The sequence below is a fragment of the Mesobacillus sp. AQ2 genome, from assembly GCF_030122805.1.
GTDB lineage: Bacteria > Bacillota > Bacilli > Bacillales > Cytobacillaceae > Mesobacillus > Mesobacillus oceanisediminis_A.
Window position 1 is genome coordinate 1,521,688 of record NZ_CP126080.1, and the last position, 15,711, is coordinate 1,537,398.

Annotated in this window: 16 protein-coding genes, 1 tRNA gene and 1 pseudogene; 9 read left to right on the plus strand and 9 right to left on the minus strand. The window is 41.5% G+C overall.

Features of this window, described 5'->3' with window-relative positions:
* Positions 1–6 precede the first annotated feature (6 nt).
* Both QNH36_RS07505 and QNH36_RS07510 read left to right on the plus strand, forming a co-directional pair.
* Entirely contained in the window at positions 7–543 is a 537-nt protein-coding gene (locus QNH36_RS07505; protein ID WP_144474597.1) for a DUF1850 domain-containing protein, read from the plus strand.
* Positions 533–2,485 (plus strand): TRAP transporter permease, encoded by a 1,953-nt coding sequence (locus QNH36_RS07510; RefSeq protein ID WP_186326646.1) that lies wholly within the window; start codon positions 533–535, stop codon positions 2,483–2,485. Before QNH36_RS07505 ends, QNH36_RS07510 begins: the two co-directional genes overlap by 11 nt.
* 33 nt (positions 2,486–2,518) lie before the next feature.
* Here the strand turns inward: QNH36_RS07510 and QNH36_RS07515 are convergent, their stop codons facing one another.
* On the minus strand, positions 2,519–2,740 hold the full coding sequence (locus tag QNH36_RS07515; RefSeq protein WP_144474599.1) for a WYL domain-containing protein: 222 nt from the start codon (positions 2,738–2,740) through the stop codon (positions 2,519–2,521).
* 129 nt (positions 2,741–2,869) lie between these two features.
* On the opposite strand from QNH36_RS07515, the gene QNH36_RS07520 reads away from it, so the two are divergent.
* From QNH36_RS07520 to QNH36_RS07535, 4 genes are all read left to right on the plus strand, one after another.
* Positions 2,870–3,487, plus strand: a complete 618-nt coding sequence (locus QNH36_RS07520) for an NUDIX hydrolase (RefSeq protein ID WP_144474600.1) — start codon at positions 2,870–2,872, stop codon at positions 3,485–3,487.
* A gap of 92 nt (positions 3,488–3,579) precedes the next feature.
* A tRNA-Val gene (locus QNH36_RS07525) sits at positions 3,580–3,652 on the plus strand.
* Positions 3,653–3,934: 282 nt separating this feature from the next.
* Positions 3,935–4,324 carry a cupredoxin domain-containing protein gene (locus QNH36_RS07530; protein ID WP_144474601.1) on the plus strand — a complete coding sequence of 130 codons (390 nt, stop codon included), beginning with the start codon at positions 3,935–3,937 and terminating at the stop codon, positions 4,322–4,324.
* 177 nt (positions 4,325–4,501) lie between these two features.
* Positions 4,502–5,062: a YybS family protein gene (locus QNH36_RS07535; RefSeq protein WP_144474602.1), complete on the plus strand. Its 561-nt coding sequence runs from the start codon at positions 4,502–4,504 to the stop codon at positions 5,060–5,062.
* A gap of 66 nt (positions 5,063–5,128) precedes the next feature.
* On the opposite strand, the gene QNH36_RS07540 is transcribed toward QNH36_RS07535, so the two are convergent.
* Positions 5,129–6,532 carry a PQQ-dependent sugar dehydrogenase gene (locus QNH36_RS07540; protein ID WP_144474603.1) on the minus strand — a complete coding sequence of 468 codons (1,404 nt, stop codon included), beginning with the start codon at positions 6,530–6,532 and terminating at the stop codon, positions 5,129–5,131.
* 396 nt (positions 6,533–6,928) lie between these two features.
* Between QNH36_RS07540 and QNH36_RS07545 the strand changes: the two genes are divergently transcribed.
* A complete protein-coding gene (locus QNH36_RS07545; protein ID WP_283905014.1) occupies positions 6,929–8,524 on the plus strand; it encodes an acetolactate synthase large subunit in 1,596 nt (531 codons plus the stop codon).
* A 309-nt stretch (positions 8,525–8,833) separates the two neighbouring features.
* Here QNH36_RS07545 and QNH36_RS07550 read toward each other — a convergent pair.
* Positions 8,834–9,162: pseudogene (locus QNH36_RS07550) on the minus strand (manganese catalase family protein); the annotation flags it as partial.
* 4 nt (positions 9,163–9,166) lie between these two features.
* On the minus strand, positions 9,167–9,742 hold the full coding sequence (locus tag QNH36_RS07555; protein ID WP_283905015.1) for a hypothetical protein: 576 nt from the start codon (positions 9,740–9,742) through the stop codon (positions 9,167–9,169).
* Positions 9,743–9,925: 183 nt separating this feature from the next.
* Between QNH36_RS07555 and QNH36_RS07560 the strand changes: the two genes are divergently transcribed.
* Positions 9,926–10,084: a YfhE family protein gene (locus tag QNH36_RS07560; protein ID WP_144474606.1), complete on the plus strand. Its 159-nt coding sequence runs from the start codon at positions 9,926–9,928 to the stop codon at positions 10,082–10,084.
* Positions 10,085–10,201: 117 nt separating this feature from the next.
* On the opposite strand, the gene QNH36_RS07565 is transcribed toward QNH36_RS07560, so the two are convergent.
* Positions 10,202–10,681: a hypothetical protein gene (locus QNH36_RS07565; RefSeq protein ID WP_144474607.1), complete on the minus strand. Its 480-nt coding sequence runs from the start codon at positions 10,679–10,681 to the stop codon at positions 10,202–10,204.
* Positions 10,682–10,890: 209 nt separating this feature from the next.
* Between QNH36_RS07565 and QNH36_RS07570 the strand changes: the two genes are divergently transcribed.
* Positions 10,891–11,130 (plus strand): hypothetical protein, encoded by a 240-nt coding sequence (locus QNH36_RS07570; protein WP_144474608.1) that lies wholly within the window; start codon positions 10,891–10,893, stop codon positions 11,128–11,130.
* A gap of 146 nt (positions 11,131–11,276) precedes the next feature.
* Here QNH36_RS07570 and QNH36_RS07575 read toward each other — a convergent pair whose 3' ends face one another.
* The 4 genes from QNH36_RS07575 to QNH36_RS07590 all read right to left on the minus strand — a co-directional run bounded on the left by QNH36_RS07575 (position 11,277) and on the right by QNH36_RS07590 (position 15,597).
* Positions 11,277–13,637: an FdhF/YdeP family oxidoreductase gene (locus QNH36_RS07575; RefSeq protein ID WP_144474609.1), complete on the minus strand. Its 2,361-nt coding sequence runs from the start codon at positions 13,635–13,637 to the stop codon at positions 11,277–11,279.
* A gap of 118 nt (positions 13,638–13,755) precedes the next feature.
* The gene (locus tag QNH36_RS07580; RefSeq protein ID WP_144474610.1) at positions 13,756–14,115 is read right to left on the minus strand and encodes a Na-translocating system protein MpsC family protein; all 360 of its coding nucleotides are present in this window, start codon (positions 14,113–14,115) and stop codon (positions 13,756–13,758) included.
* 12 nt (positions 14,116–14,127) lie between these two features.
* Complete coding sequence (locus tag QNH36_RS07585; RefSeq protein ID WP_186326632.1) at positions 14,128–14,304, minus strand: hypothetical protein; 177 nt, start codon at positions 14,302–14,304, stop codon at positions 14,128–14,130.
* Between the two features lie 30 nt (positions 14,305–14,334).
* Positions 14,335–15,597, minus strand: a complete 1,263-nt coding sequence (locus tag QNH36_RS07590) for an L-lactate MFS transporter (protein WP_144474611.1) — start codon at positions 15,595–15,597, stop codon at positions 14,335–14,337.
* Positions 15,598–15,711: the final 114 nt, after the last annotated feature.

Consider the following 15,711-nt stretch of genomic DNA (forward strand, 5'->3'; position numbering starts at 1 on the left):
TGGATAATGAAATCAATAAAATTCAATAAAAAGATCTTCGTTCTGTTGCTCCTCATTATGTTAATTTTAATTATCTCAATCAATATTCCATATAAACAAGCTCTTGTTTTTCTTCAACCTGAAGAAGAAGATATACTATGCTATGTACCTATTGCACAAGGGGACAAGTTTAAGATAAAGTATACACATTCCATCCATTTGTCCGATGTAATTGAAAGCTATAAAATTACCGAACAAAATGAGATTCAGCAATACGAATTGGAGTATGAAGATTTTGCCATTGGTATGCCATCAGAAATTGCAGAAGGGGAACATTTTGAAATGCAGGATGGCAAGTACCGTATAAAGAATATGGAAAGAAGGTTTAAGCACTTCGACCTGCGAGTCGGCAAGGTGAGGGCTAATCACACGTTTATGCAAGGTAAAGTCTCCTTTCCACTTTCCAAGGCAATTGAACCAGGAACGAGAGTAAGGATACAAGTAATGAAAATTAATGTTATTCAGCAAATGAAAGGAGTGAATATCCTTGAGCATGAAGAATGAAACTTTATCTGAACAGGAACAGCAGGAGCTGCTGGAAAAATACGATCCTGAAGCTGCCTCAAGGAAATTAAATGGAATTATGGGCATGATTGCATTCATTATGCTGCTGTCATTCTCACTATTCCAGTTGTACACATCCATCTTTGGGGTTTTGACGGCACAGTTGCAGAGGTCCATCCATTTGGGGTTTGCGCTTGCACTGATTTTTATTTTATTTCCTGCACGCAAAAAAGACCGTGTACATAATAAAGTCGCATGGTACGATATTTTACTGGCGATTATCGCAATAGCTGTAGGTGCCTATTGGCCATTAATGATTGATGAACTGGTAAACAGGGTTGGGCGTCTTACTCCGGTTGATTTTTACATTGGTCTTGCTGCTGTTTTACTCGTCCTCGAAGCGACCAGGAGAACGGTAGGACTGCCGATTACGGTTATTGCGGTTCTGTTTTTGGGTTATGCATTGTATGGTCCATATATGCCGGGTTTCCTCGCACACAGAGGACTTGAACTTGACAGCTTGATCCAGACAATGTTCTTCACAACTGAAGGTATCTTAGGAACACCATTAGGGGTTTCTTCTACGTTTATCTTCTTATTCTTGTTATTTGGCGCGTTTCTAGTGAAAACAGGCGTTGGCCAATATTTTAACGATCTTGCTGTTTCTATCGCTGGAAAAAGAGTTGGTGGTCCGGCAAAGGTAGCGATTTTTTCTAGTGCATTGCAAGGAACAATCAGCGGCAGTTCCGTGGCTAACGTAGTCACGTCAGGCTCATTTACGATTCCTATGATGAAAAAGCTCGGATATCGTAAAGAATTTGCTGGAGCAGTAGAAGCAGCTGCTTCTACCGGTGGCCAGCTTATGCCGCCTATCATGGGTGCAGCTGCTTTCTTGATGGTGGAATTCATTGGCGGCGGCATCACATACTGGGATATCGCTAAGGCTGCAGCCATTCCAGCGCTGCTTTATTTTACCGGGATTTGGATCATGACACATTTTGAAGCAAAACGGGTCGGCCTGCGCGGATTGAAGGATGAAGAAATGCCTGACCGCAAAGAAGTTCTGGCTAAAATCTATTTGCTATTGCCAATATTGGCTGTAATTGTCCTGATGGTAAGCGGAATGAGTGTTATGAGAGCCGCTCTATGGAGTATTGTTATTACTGTGGTGGTTAGTGCGATAAAGAAAGAAACCCGGATTGGTTTCAGAGATGTAATTGATGCGCTTGTCGATGGGGCACGCACGGCGTTAGGTGTTGCGGCTGCAACTGCTGCTGCTGGTATTATCGTAGGGGTTGTAACCAAAACCGGCCTTGGCCTGAAGCTAGCCAATGGATTGTTGGATCTTGCCGGAGGACATTTACTCCTCACCCTGGCGTTTACAATGGTTGCATCCCTGGTATTAGGAATGGGGTCACCGACAACAGCAAACTATGTCATTACGTCAACCATTGCAGCACCGGCCATCATTTTGCTGGGAGTACCTGATTTATCTGCACATTTATTTGTATTCTATTTCGGGATCATCGCTGATATTACACCTCCAGTAGCGCTGGCGGCATTTGCGGCAGCTGGTGTGTCAGGCGGTGAACCAATAAAAACAGGGGTTAACTCAGCAAAGCTGGCAATAGCAGCGTTCATCATCCCTTATATGTTCGTATTGTCTCCAGAATTGTTAATGATTGATACAACATGGTATTACCTTATCTGGGTGGTGTTTACGGCACTTGCCGGCATGATGCTGATTGGTGCAGGTATTATTGGTTTCTGGCTGAGGAAATTGTTCTGGTACGAGAGAATAATTGGAGTTGTAAGCGGCTTAATGCTGATTTATCCTGAAAAAATTACTGATATAATCGGACTTGGTTCCTTTGTTCTACTCATTGCATTGCAAATTCTGATCAAGAGACACAATACACCTGAGCCAAATACAGTTAGTTAATTTTTAGAAGTCCTCATTCCGGGGGCTTCTTTTTTAACTGGTTTTAAGAAAGTGCCGTTTTTCTGGCATGATGGATAGGATGTTTTCAACCTTGAATAAACGTTCATCGTTTCTAAGGAAACAAAATGCTTTAAAGTAATCCCCACTGATCTCTTTTACAATAATCCTACGCTGTGTAATCTGGTTATCGACTGCAAAATAAATCATTTCAACAGGCTGGTTTTCTTTTAGTGATTTTTCCAAAAGGAAATTCATGTGATTCACTCCTTTTCTTTTATAATTATATTATACCCGAACATTCGTTCTTTATTCAATTATTTCAGAACAAATGTTCGTTGTTTTGGCGGATGGGTAGTGGTATAATCTGGAATGGAGGTGTTATGGATGGAGAGCGAAATGCTTAGGATTTTTGATCAACATGGGACCTGCCTGGGAACAGCACCGAGGTCCCGTGTACATAAAGCTGGCCACTGGCATGAGACATTCCATTGCTGGTTTGCAGAGCGGATAAACGGAGATGACTTTCTTTATTTTCAAGTTCGCAGTTCCGCTAAGAAAGATTATTCCGGTTTGCTGGATATCACTGCAGCGGGGCATATTCTGGCTAATGAAAGCCCTCTTGATGGCTTGAGGGAAGTAAAGGAAGAACTCGGAATCGACGTGACTGTTGAAGATTTACAATCTTTAGGTACCATCAAAGATTCACTGATCAGTCCAGAATTCATTGACCGAGAGCTATGCCATGTTTTCTTGTACAAGGAACATCAGCCTTTTGAAAAATTCCAGCTGCAAAAGGATGAGGTCTCAGGGATCATGGTGGCAAGCATGACCGATTTTGAAGATCTATGGTTTGCTAAATCCAGTGAAATAAGGCTCAAAGGTTTCAAGGTAAGTGAGGAAGGCGAAAAGAAACCAAAAGAGATGCTGGCCTCCAAAAAGGATTTTGTGCCTCATGAAGATGAGTATATTAAAAGGGTCATCCAAAGTATAAGAAATTCATAATCCAGATAATTTTTATGGGGAAAAATTATTGACTTTATACTGAATCCAGTATATATTAATTAATGTCCTCATTAAATAGGACAACTTAGAACGATTCCTTAGCTCAGCTGGGAGAGCGCTACCTTGACAGGGTAGAGGTCGCTGGTTCGAACCCAGTAGGAATCATACTTTTGAAAAAGCCCCCATCTCTTATATAACAAGGGATGGAGGCTTTTTTGTTTTGCCAACACTTCTTTTACCAGACAAGCAGGCGGAATCAATCAGCCACTACTTTTTCAAAACTTATTGCCGTTTTCCCTTCAAAATGTTCAGTTAAGCTCAATGCCTAACTGAGCTTTTTTATTATTAGCTGCTGATAATATACCTTCTTCCTGCTTCCCGTTAATTTAGAGTGATAATTTCATTTAACTTAGAAAAAAATAAGGATTAGGAAAGGAGGGATAGCAAATGCCTGTGAAAAAGTTGGTTACAGGATTGATTTTGTTTGTAGCATTGTTCACGGTTGTGACAACAATAGGCTTACATAGTAGTTTTGCCGAAACTGGTGTTGCAACTAAACCAATGGAGAATGTTAATATGATTGAGGTAGAGTTGAATGATAATTACTTTAATCCAAAAGTTATCAGCATTCCAAACGGAATCACTACAACCTTGAAATTGAGAAACAAAGGGAAGAAAGAGCATACATTTACAGTGGAAAAGCTTGGGATTGACATCGAGCTCCAGCCAGGAAAAGAAAAAAACATTTCCGTGAAACCAGAACAGAAGGGTACTTATGAATTGATATGCCGGTATCACTTCCAGGAAGGTATGGTTGGGAAGGTAAATGTTAATTAAAAAGCAGTGCAAATAATGTATTGAGTACCCAAAAAGTTAGAGTGAAATCTAACTTTTTGGGTGTCTCATCAATGCTCCTTTTTATTTTCGAAACAATAAGAGTAGTTCCACTTCTAATAATGATAAATATAATGTACGGTACGGTGAGCCATATATCATTTAAGATGAGGTGGAAAGTTGTATTTTTTTAAGCCTATTTCTAATGAAGTGCGTTTATCTAAACTGATATTCAAAAAACGCAATAAAACGATGAAGCTCATTTTGGGGTCTTTTTTTGCCTGTATATCAGTTATGCTACAGGCAGCTGGAGGCTTTTTGCCAGGTATAGGATTATTTTTTAGTCCGCTCGCCACTGCACCTATTTTGTTATGTTCAATGTTTTCCATTCCACTTGGAGTAATGTCCTACTTTCTGACCATTATATTGTTATTTATTCTGCAGCCAAGTGAATTAATTGTATTCGCCTTTACAACAGGACTGTTGGGACTGGGCATAGGAGCAGCATTTTGGTTTTTTAGGAAGAGATTAAGCATTATTGCGGCAGGGACTATTTTTTTAATGCTGGGAATTATCATTTTGCTATTTATCTTCGACTTTCCCGTTTTAGGACCAGTCGTTTCAGGTTCCTTTTCATTTCTTACAACCGCGGGGATCCTTTTATTTGCTTTACTTTATAGCTGGTTATGGGTTGAAATTGCTTTAAACATTTTTAATAGACTAAAAAGGTTAATCATTTAGTGTCTCCTAAATCCACTCACTATTGCCTGGCAGATAAAGCCCTCAGAAATCAGATAGGCTCAAGATTCAAGGAATGATTTCAAAAATAGTACCCTTGTTAAAGTCAGTCACTTTCATCGAGCCATAAACCCCCAAATATAATCTGGTTTGGTCCAGATTCGCTCCCAAACTAACATAATAAGCAGATTCAGATCCGAAATTATAGTCAGTTTCAATAATACTATAATCATTTAGTTTACAGTCTGGCCTTACCTTAGAATAAGCTAATACTCCTTTAACTGAAGTTGCCGATTCATCCTTGCGGGCTAAATCGGTAAACAAAATGTTTCCCGTTAAAGCCGGTATCCCTTTCCCCATATATGGTTGGACTCCTGTAAGGGAAGTGCCGCCAAACTTATCTGGTCGTGGATCTTTATGATAATAACTAGTTAATGGCTGAATCCGCCTGACTGATGTTTCAATTGCTTCATCGTAATAAACAATGGTTTTCTTATCCGAATTCGAATTAGCAGAGCAGACATTCATAATTGAAGTAGGAAAAGCACCTTCCCAGCCACGCCAGCCAAAGTTAATATACATTTCCTGAGTGGTCCCGGAGTTCATGACAAGTTCAGGGACCGGTATCGGTCTATACTGAATGAATGAATAAATCGATTCTGTCAAATCCTGTCCGACATTCCCCACATATTTAATATAATGATTATAATTCCTTTGAAATGAAATCCCTGGTATATTGCGAACTCCTTTGGCAATTACCGTAAGTATTTGCTGAACTTGTGCAGGCAGTTCATTAAAACGACTGGCAACATGTGGATTATTGAAAGATGTATTTTTAACTACATCAATTTCAATTACTTTACCGGCGATTTCCATATCATCCTGACTCAAATTAAATGGATCATAGCCTAAACCGCCATCTCCTGTTGTTAAAACCAGTTTTCCTGTTTCAGGTGAAAAGTTTAAGCTATTGACACCATTATGATTAAAAAAGGGCCTTCTTAAGTTCAGCAATGTTCGTCTCTTTTGAGGCTGTCCATTCATTTGGAGAATCCATTCTTCTACTGTATCAATATGATCAAATTGAACTTCTCTATTATCCCATTTTCGATTTAGGGTGTTTGGGTCACAGGGGTCAGGCATAGAAGTTTCAGGAAGTGCACCTGGACCTTGTGTTCCAGCTACTGAATAATGAAGATAGAATAGACCATTGTAATAAAACTGAGGGTGAAACGCAAGCCCTAATAATCCCCGCTCATCATATCCGCCACCTTGATCACCAAGTTTAAGGACTTGCGGTCGAATATCTAAAAAAGTTTTAATGTCTCCGTTACCTATATAAAAAATTTCTCCTATTTGGGTTGCAATAAATAATCTTTCAATTGAGTCTCCCGGTAAAATGGCTGTTTTCATAATGGTGGGTAAATTGATCTTGCTTACTACAGGGCGTAAACTTACCTTAACTTTTTCCAATTAAATATTCACCTCGGCTTATTGTTTTCTTTTATAAGAATATGGTCAGGAATCCTCTAACAGTACCTGATTAGGGTCATGGATCAGGTGAAGCCTTTTCTCAGCTATAAAGCAGCAGAACCAGGTAAGTTAGCACATATGAGAAAAGCTTTTCCACATTCCATTTCATTATTTATAAATGCAGGCGGCCTATATAAGCTTTCCTGTGAGTGAATTGAGTGTGAAACAATATGAACGAGAAATAAGAAACAATTCATCAGCATTTTCGATTTTCTCCGCAAAGCTGTGATGAATGACTTATACTGCTTTTTAGTTTTTAAAAATTTATCATTTCCCCTGAATGAATCAGTAATCAAAGGAAACCATTAAATTAGTACATTTTTTTGGAGGGAAACGATGAAAACTTCTGATTTGCTTGTTCAATGTTTGGAAACGGAAGGAGTGAAGTACGTTTTTGGGATATTCGGCAAGGAAGTATTAGATCTAGCAGACTCGTTGTCCAGATCAACTTCGATCCAATATGTTCCTGTTCGCCACGAGCAAGGGGCAGCATTTATGGCGGATGTATATGGGAGGGTAGCGGGGAAACCTGGAGTTTGCCTGGCTACCCTGGGCCCTGGTGCCACAAATTTATTAACAGGAGTTGCAAGTGCCACATTGGATGGCTCACCTGTTGTAGCGATAACTGGACAAGCCGGCATGGAAAGACAGCATAAACAGTCTCATCAATTTATTGATGTAGTGAAAATCTTTGAACCAGCAACGAAATGGTCCGTTCAAATTAAACAGTCAGAAACGGTTCCAGAAATTATCCATAACGCTTTTTGGAGAGCAGCAAGTGAAAAGCCTGGAGCAGTGCTGGTAGAGTTACCAGAGAACCTGGCTTCAGAGGCGATTTCCAGAAAAGCAATGCCTAAAAGAGCTGCGCCAAGTGTCGTCCCTTCGATGGAGGAAATTGATGAAACAGAAGTAATTTTTAAACAGTGTCAAAAACCCTTTATCCTGATTGGGAACGGCGTAATTAGGCAAGGGGCTGGCGAAGCATTCCAAACCTTTGCTGAACTGCTTAGGGTACCAGTGGCAAACAGTTTTATGTCCAAAGGGGTCTTACCAAAAAATCATCCTCTTAACTACTTTACCTTTGGATTCAAAGACCATGATTTAGTACCAGAGGGAATAGCCGAGGCAGACTTACTGATTGTGATTGGTTTCGATCTGATTGAAAGCTTACCGAAAAACTGGAATAAAAACAAAGTTCCAGTTGTGCATATTCATTCTCAAGAAGCAGAGTATGATGAATATTATCCAGTTCGCAGTCAATTAATCGGTGATTTGAATCAAATTTTTAAGCTATTAAAAAATAGGGAAATAGTTTCTAAACAATGGGTCCCCGCCAACAGTCTTAAAGAGAGGATTTTGCAAGAAAGTCAAGTCTCCTGGAATGAAGAAACGATAAGTAAACAGCCACTAACGACCAGGAATATTCTCCATATAATCGAAAAGCACACTGACGAAAACACCATCGTATTATCTGATGTGGGTGAACACAAAATGAAAATAGCACGTCACTTCCAACCTGATAAGCCAGGACAATTAATCATTTCAAATGGACTTGCATCCATGGGAATTGCGTTGCCAGGATCTATAGGGGCAAAATTGGCTGCGCCAAATAAAAATGTAATATGTATAACAGGAGACGGAGGACTCCTGATGAACGTTGCGGAAATCGAAACAGCAAAAAGATTAGGGCTAGCTTTTGTGATCATTTGTCTGAATGATTCGATGCTTAAGATTGAAAAACAGATGATGGAAAAGCAGTTTGGCCACAGTTATGGTGTAAATTTCAGCAATCCGGATTTTGTTCAACTTGCAGGGAGCTTTGGGATCAAGGGTGTTAGGGTGAATAACCTTATTGAGCTTGACAACCTTCTTGCACATGAAATCTCATCACAGGAAGGAATTGTATTGATCGATGTCCCAATCAGTGAGTGAAGCATTCAGGCTTTTTAAGAATACAGTATGGGCTTAATCCAAAAGCTATTAAGTATACCTGATTGAAGACAATAGCACATTTACTTAATTTGTTTAACTTTTTGAAAATGATTTAATAACTTTTTGAAAGGATAGAGGCTCCGGTTCGAACCCACGGGGAACCATAATCAAAAAGCCTGTAACAGTAGTATTTTACAGGCTTTTGACTCTGCCTAATATGCATATTAGGCTGCAAGTGCCAATCGTTCATTACCGCAGGGAGGGATCATGGGTATAAGGAGGAGAAAGTTTCAGCTTTGGCTTTAGTCAGAATGGAGCCGGATTCTGGAAGTATTGGAATGTTCCAAATCCATCCATGCTTGGTCCGCTTGCCCATCTTCCTGCAGCACTTTCGTCCCCTTCTGAAAGGTTGAATAATACATAAGATACTTTCTATTTTTCAAGATGTTTCGGGAAAGTGCTCGGCACTGCCACGTTTTCTTTGCTTCCATCCAGTTCCTTAATGGCTGCAATCCTCTGATTTTGATGGATGGTGTCCCTTGCCAGCAGCAGGAAAGCATATCCCTGACCACAGGATCGGTTGTTACTTTATATAACCGGGCAGCATGCAGCCTCCATTGTGACTCAGCGTTCAGATTTGTCTCAAGGAAGATGCATCTCATGCTGTTGCTCTGGTGAATGCTGAAGATCTTGAATCCATTGTTCTTCTAAGAGATTTCCAGATAAAAGGTAAAGAGTAAGTAAAATAAAAACGATTGCTGGTTTAATAAGATCCTTTAATGATTTGATTACTGAAGAATGGTTCATGAGAACCTTAAAAAGGAATAGCGATGATAGTGAAAACGCTAAAAAAATATTTATGAAGACGAATGATTTTTCAGGCGGAAGCATTTCACCAAGCATAGCCCCCATCATCCCCCCCATTATACCGGACATAAGCCCTTCAATTGATGTGACCGTATTGTAAGACGCTCCCAAAATGCAGCTACTGACGCCTCCTATCAATATGGATAGGAGGGTTGAACTAAAAAGATCACCGCGATAGATCGCACCAAGCAGAATTCCGGAAGTTAACCCTGTATTCATTCCAAAATACATTGCAAACATCATCCCATTCATTCCAGACATAATGCCCCTGTGGTGAAGCAGCAATAGGATGGAAACCAATAAAAGAACAGTAAGAGATAAAAATATATAAGCAGTGAATATGATCATCATCAGTCCTCCTCTTCAACATCATATGAAAAGGCTGGACAGCCCATGCATCTATTGGTGGGGGGATAAGAATGGATATAATGATCTTCGAATGTCAATAGGGGGGAGACCCAAGTTTATGCCCTTGTATGAAGGGTAGAAACAAAATAGGGACAAAAAACAATTCGATTACAGGAGGGAATGTACATGGATAAAAATAAAGCTCCTAACAAAGGGTTGAATACTGAACAGAACAATGGGTTATCTGACACTCAGGAAGTCCTATACGCAAAGGATTTTACAAAAGCCGTTAAAGCGGAAAATAAGTACAGAGAAGAAAACACAAATAAGGAAAAATATAAATAATCGGTCACTAAGTCCGGTTGTGAGCAGGAGGCATTCCATTTTATTGGAATGCCTCTTATTATATAGTGAATTAGCCTCTGAAAAGCACCTGCTTCCCGAGCAGGTGCTTTTTCTTGTTTATCCGGTTAATTTTGGCCATTTATTATGACGAATGACCTGATAAATGGACAGTCCATCACTGTAATTTTCGTTTCCATAATCGACTGGCACCAAAGAAAAGGTCGCAAGCCAGACAGAGAAATAGGAATAACGGACAAAAATCGTGTGAGGTTCAATTATGTTTTGTGAAATGAGCAGGTTTAACACAAGGACAGATCCGAGATTAAAAATGACTCCTCCGGCATGAACAAGAAAGTGAGTGAGCCGGTTATTCCATTTCAAATGTCCATATTCACAAAAGGCATCTAAAAAATACATGCTATTTAAGATGAACGGGCCTTTTTTAAAAATTTGTCTTCCTCTTCCAAGTGAAAAACTGAATTTGCCGCCAAACAGCCATGCAAAGAAGGAATGGCCTAATTCATGGACGAGTGAAACGACAGGATAAATAAATAAAAGGGCAAGTAGAAAACCTAAAAAATCCGAAAAGCCGAACATGAAGTCAGAACCTCCTTCTTAGTGCTTTGAATCGCCAATGTACAAGTTATACCCGGGCGATATGATCATAAACGAACCTGGGAACTGAAAAATATGGCATATCAACCTTATTATTGTCAGTGAATGGAAATATAAAACAATTCCGCCTATACCCCTTCGCCCGAGAAAGAATAGGATAATACTGAATAAAAAAACAGGAGGCGAAAATTATGTCCGGAAAAAAAGCAGGCAAGGAGATCCACGTTGATCATCTTACTATCCATGCGAATGATGTAAAGATCATCCGCGAACGGTCAAGAGAACACGATGAAGAAAGAAGACACCCCTTGGATTTTTTTGGTCCTAGAAGAAGGCGAGAACAGGAAATGGATGAAGAACATCATCGGAAAGATGAAAGCAGTTCTGATGAGGGAAATGAAGAAAGGCGCAGAGGTTTTAGGTGGTTTTAAGAAGTTTTATTTGGTCTTTCTTTAAGCATAATCCTGTCATGTGTGTCCGAAGAGTTAGCCGATAAAAAGATGTAAAATATATCCCCTCTATATATAACAGCCTGCAGGCTTTGATCGCTGCAGGCTGTTTTCTTTTTTATGCTGTTTTATGCTGGTGCATCAAGTTCATCTTCTTCAATCCGCTTTTCATAGTGTTCGACATCTTTGCGGGCGTTGAAGCGGTCAGCTTTTTCAAGGGTGACCGTGATATTGTAATCTGGTATGCCTGCATACTTTTCATAGCGTCCTCTTGGCAGCAGGAAGTTTCCTTCCGGGAAGTGAACCTGGACGTTGCCACGGGAAATGTCTACGAATTTAGCCCTTCCCTGGAAAACACCAAAGCCATTATAGAGAACAATTCCTTCTCCTTCAGCGATGCTAAGATCCTGGGCATCTTCTGCATTCATCAGGACATCATAACGCCCTGCGCCGTTAAGTGGATCGACTTCATTATAAACCATCGAATTAAATTGTTTTCCCCGGCGGGAGGTAACGATGAATTGGCCTTCCTTTTTGCCTAATTCTGGGATATCAACTGTGATCAGGTTTCCTTTGCCATCCGGGGTAGGGCAGATGCCCTCCTCACATAACCAGGCGCCGCCCCATTGGAAAACGTCTCCCGCTTTTTTCAGGTGTTGGATTCCGTCATAATTGGGATTCGCCACGGCTATTTCATTCCGGATCTCCTGAGCATCTTTGAAGTCCACCATGTGGGCTGTCTCAGGCTTAACGCGTTTCGCTAAATCAATATAGATTTTCCATTCTGCACGAGCTTCTTCAACCTGGTTTTTGTTGCCCTCAATTTCGGGACTGAAGTAAACCATTCTTTCAGTGGAAGTGGACGTTCCTCCGCCTTCCTGCTCATAACGTGTTTTGGCAGGGAGGATAAGGACGGCTTCTTTAGCATCTACAAGAGTAGAAGTATTTAAGATGATATCCTGGTGGACACGGATGTCCAATTCGGATAATGCTTTTTCCACAAAATTCGGGTCTGGCATCGTTTCAAGGAAATTGCCGCCCGATAAGTAGTACATCTTGATTTTTCGTTCATGATCCTCAGGGAGCATGATGTTTTCAAGTGTAACACCGACGATGTCACCTTGCCATTCAGGAAGGTCAAATCCCCATAGCTTTTCGATGCGCTTAATGTTGTTTCCGTAGAAATCCCCGCCTGGCAGTACAAAAGGATCCGCACCCATTTCACCGCTTCCCTGGACTGAGGAGTGTCCGCGGAAAGGCATCAGCCCTGCATGCTTACGGCCAAGGTGACCGCGGAGCAGCGCCAGATTTGCCACTTGTGAGATATTATCGGTTGCGAATGAATGCATAGTCAAACCAAGTGCCCATGCATATACGGCATTCTTGCTGCTTGCGAGCAGTTCCGCCAACTCGATAATGCGTTTTTGTGTAATTCCGGAGGAAGCAACAATATCTTCCCATTCTTGTTTCTGAACCTTTGCTTTTAATTCCTCATAGCCATTTACATGTGCATTCACAAATTCATGATTGATCGCTGAGCCATACTTATTTGATTCCATCTCAAACCAGTGCTTCATGATTCCATGCATGAAGGCGATGTCTCCGCCGATATTTACCTGGTAGAAATCATCGGCAATTTTTGTGCCAAATAGCGCAGATTCAGGATTAGAAGGAATCCAATACTTGTCCATGGCAGGTTCTTTATATGGGTTGACGACGATGATTTTCGTTCCCTTTTTCTTTGCTTCGAGCATGTACTTCGAAGAAACAGGGGAGCTGTTCGATGCGACACTGCCCCAGAATAATAAAACATCGGTTCCAATCCAGTCCTGGTAATTTGAAGTCGAAGCCCCCACGCCTATTGAGCGTTTCAATGCTGTTTTTGAAGGGGAGTGGCAAATCCTGCTGGCATTGTCGATATTATTCGTTCCAAGAAAACGGGAAACTTTTCCCGCAACATAGTAGGATTCATTTGTGATTCCCCGGCTTGTCAGGTAAAAAGCATACTGTTTCGGGTCAAGTTTTTGCATTTTCTCTGCGATCATGTCCATGGCATCATCCCAACTGATGCGTGAAAACTTACGCTCTCCATTTCTGCGGATCATTGGATATGGGATGCGTCCCAGTTTGCGCAGCTGAGTGCTGTCATATTTTCTGAGTTCGTCAATGTCGGCGTGGAGGATTTCTGGCTTGATGGCACCAGAGGTATTCAGCCTTAGGACATTCAATCTTGTCGTACAAATATGCGGACCAGTCAATGTCTGGTCATGAAGGCCGGACACACCAAGTGCACAGCCATCACATACACCTTTAGTCAGGATGTTGGTGGCATATCCGAAGTTATCCCTATTGTCCCAAAGGGTTTTCATCGTATCTCTAATATGTTTAGGCTTCACCTTTCCAAGCCCAAAAGGTATAGGGCTTACCCAATGCTTTGGTGCAGGCATAGCCGCTTTTTTCTGCGGTCCTGGATGTTTAGTTTTTCCCAATTTGAAACACTCCCATTTTAAATCTAGTCGAAAAAAAACCACCGTTACCCGAAAACAATGCTTCGGATATAAACGGTGGTTAGTCTTTAGCAGGGTCGCTGCCAAGTGCCATACCTGATCAGTTATTGAATTTCGCTTGAATATCTTCGTCAAAAACAAAGATGGACATTCCGAAATCACGGTCGATATCTATGTCTACAAAAAGTTCGACAAGCTTGCAGCCTAGGAATTCTTCCATTTCAAGTGGAGGATTTTTCCGGTACATTTCCTTCACCATTTCCGTCCTGGCTGCCCGCAGTGCCTGCTTGCCTTCATTGGCAGAAGCAATGAACTTCTCAACTGGCGATAGATTCCCTTCCATTTCGCATATCGCCCACTTTTTGCAAAAGGTAGTGGTTATTTTGCTGGGGCCTTTGCCCATATGCTTCTTACGGAAGGAACGGACCAAATTGCTGAACTCTGCCTCGTATTTATTCATGTTATCCTCCTGTCATCCATACAGGTTATAAGATGATTGGTATTTTACCATACTGTGAGGCAATTGGAAAAGCGCAAGCGCCTTGCTCAGTCTCGACAGGGGCTGGAAGTCCGTCCAGAGAAGGCGTTCCTTTGACTTCTTTTGGCGGACAGCAGCGACTGGAAGAGGGCAGGGGCTCAAGTCAGACATTTCTCGAAGCTCCTGATTGTAATAAAAGAATTAACCAGCCATTCTTTCATTTGCTTCATTTTGCTTGCGAAGCTTTTGGATATCACGGCGAATCAAGATGGATACCGCAAGGGCAACAACAAACAGTCCGCTAAAGAAAGTCAGGCTTGTTGCATAGCTTCCAGTAGTGTCCTTCATCCATGCTGCAAACATTGGGCCTGCAAGGCCGGCCGCTGCCCATGCTGTCAGGATATATCCATGAATCGCACCGAGCTGTTTGGTTCCGAAGATGTCGCCGATGAAGGCTGGGATTGCTGAAAACCCTCCGCCGTACATCGTATAGACCACTGCGAGCATAACTTGGAAAAGAAAAGCTTCTTTAGTATGCGGCAGCAGCATGAACAATACAATTTGAGTCGCAAAGAAAATGGTGTACGTATTCGGCCGTCCGATATAGTCGGAAATCGAAGCCCAGGCAATACGGCCGAAGCCATTGAAAAGTCCCATTATGCCAACGAGTGCTGCAGCCTCAGCTGTCGTCAGGCCAATACTTTCTTGTGCCAGAGGTTTTGCAGCAGAAAGGATGGCAATCCCGCAAGTAACATTGATGAATAGCATGATCCATAGATAATAAAAGCGTGAAGTCTTGATTGCTTCATTAGCTGTCAGCTGTGAAAGATCCTTTTTAACCTTAACTTTTCCTGCTTTAGCCTTTTCCTGGAACCCTTCAGGAAGCCAATCAACCGGAGGCTTTTCAAGATACAAGGATGATAATGTCATGATAATAAAATAGGCTGCACCTAAAATGTAAAAAGTATTGGCAGTTCCAACAGACTTAATCAATGAATCCATGATCGGGCTGCTGATGGCGGCCGCAAATCCAAAACCCATGATCGCAAGTCCGGTAGCAAGCCCGCGTCTGTCCGGGAACCATTTAACTAAAGTAGAGACAGGAGCAATATAGCCAACCCCAAGTCCAATCCCGCCTAATACCCCATATGTAATATACAATAAAGGCAATGATCCAAGATTAACGGCAAATCCTGAACCTAAAATTCCTGCTCCAAAAAATCCAGCAGCCAGCAGTCCGGCTTTTCTTGGACCATGTTTCTCCACGAAATGCCCCAGGAATGCGGCAGATAATCCTAAGAACAGGATTGCCAGACTGAAGGTGAATTGCACTTGCTTTGAAGTCCAGCCGAACTCCTCGATCAATGGGTTAGTAAAGTTACTCCAGGCATATACTGAGCCAATGGAAATATGGATGCCTACTGCAGATGCTGCAATCAGCCACCGATTCTTTGTTTTCTTCATGTTTTTACCCCTTTGCTTTGTTAATTTTTCATTCTGCGCCATGGCTGAAAGTGAAAGTCTTGGAATCTTCCAAACTACGATTCCCGGTCGTTATGTACATGGGTTGTCCATAAG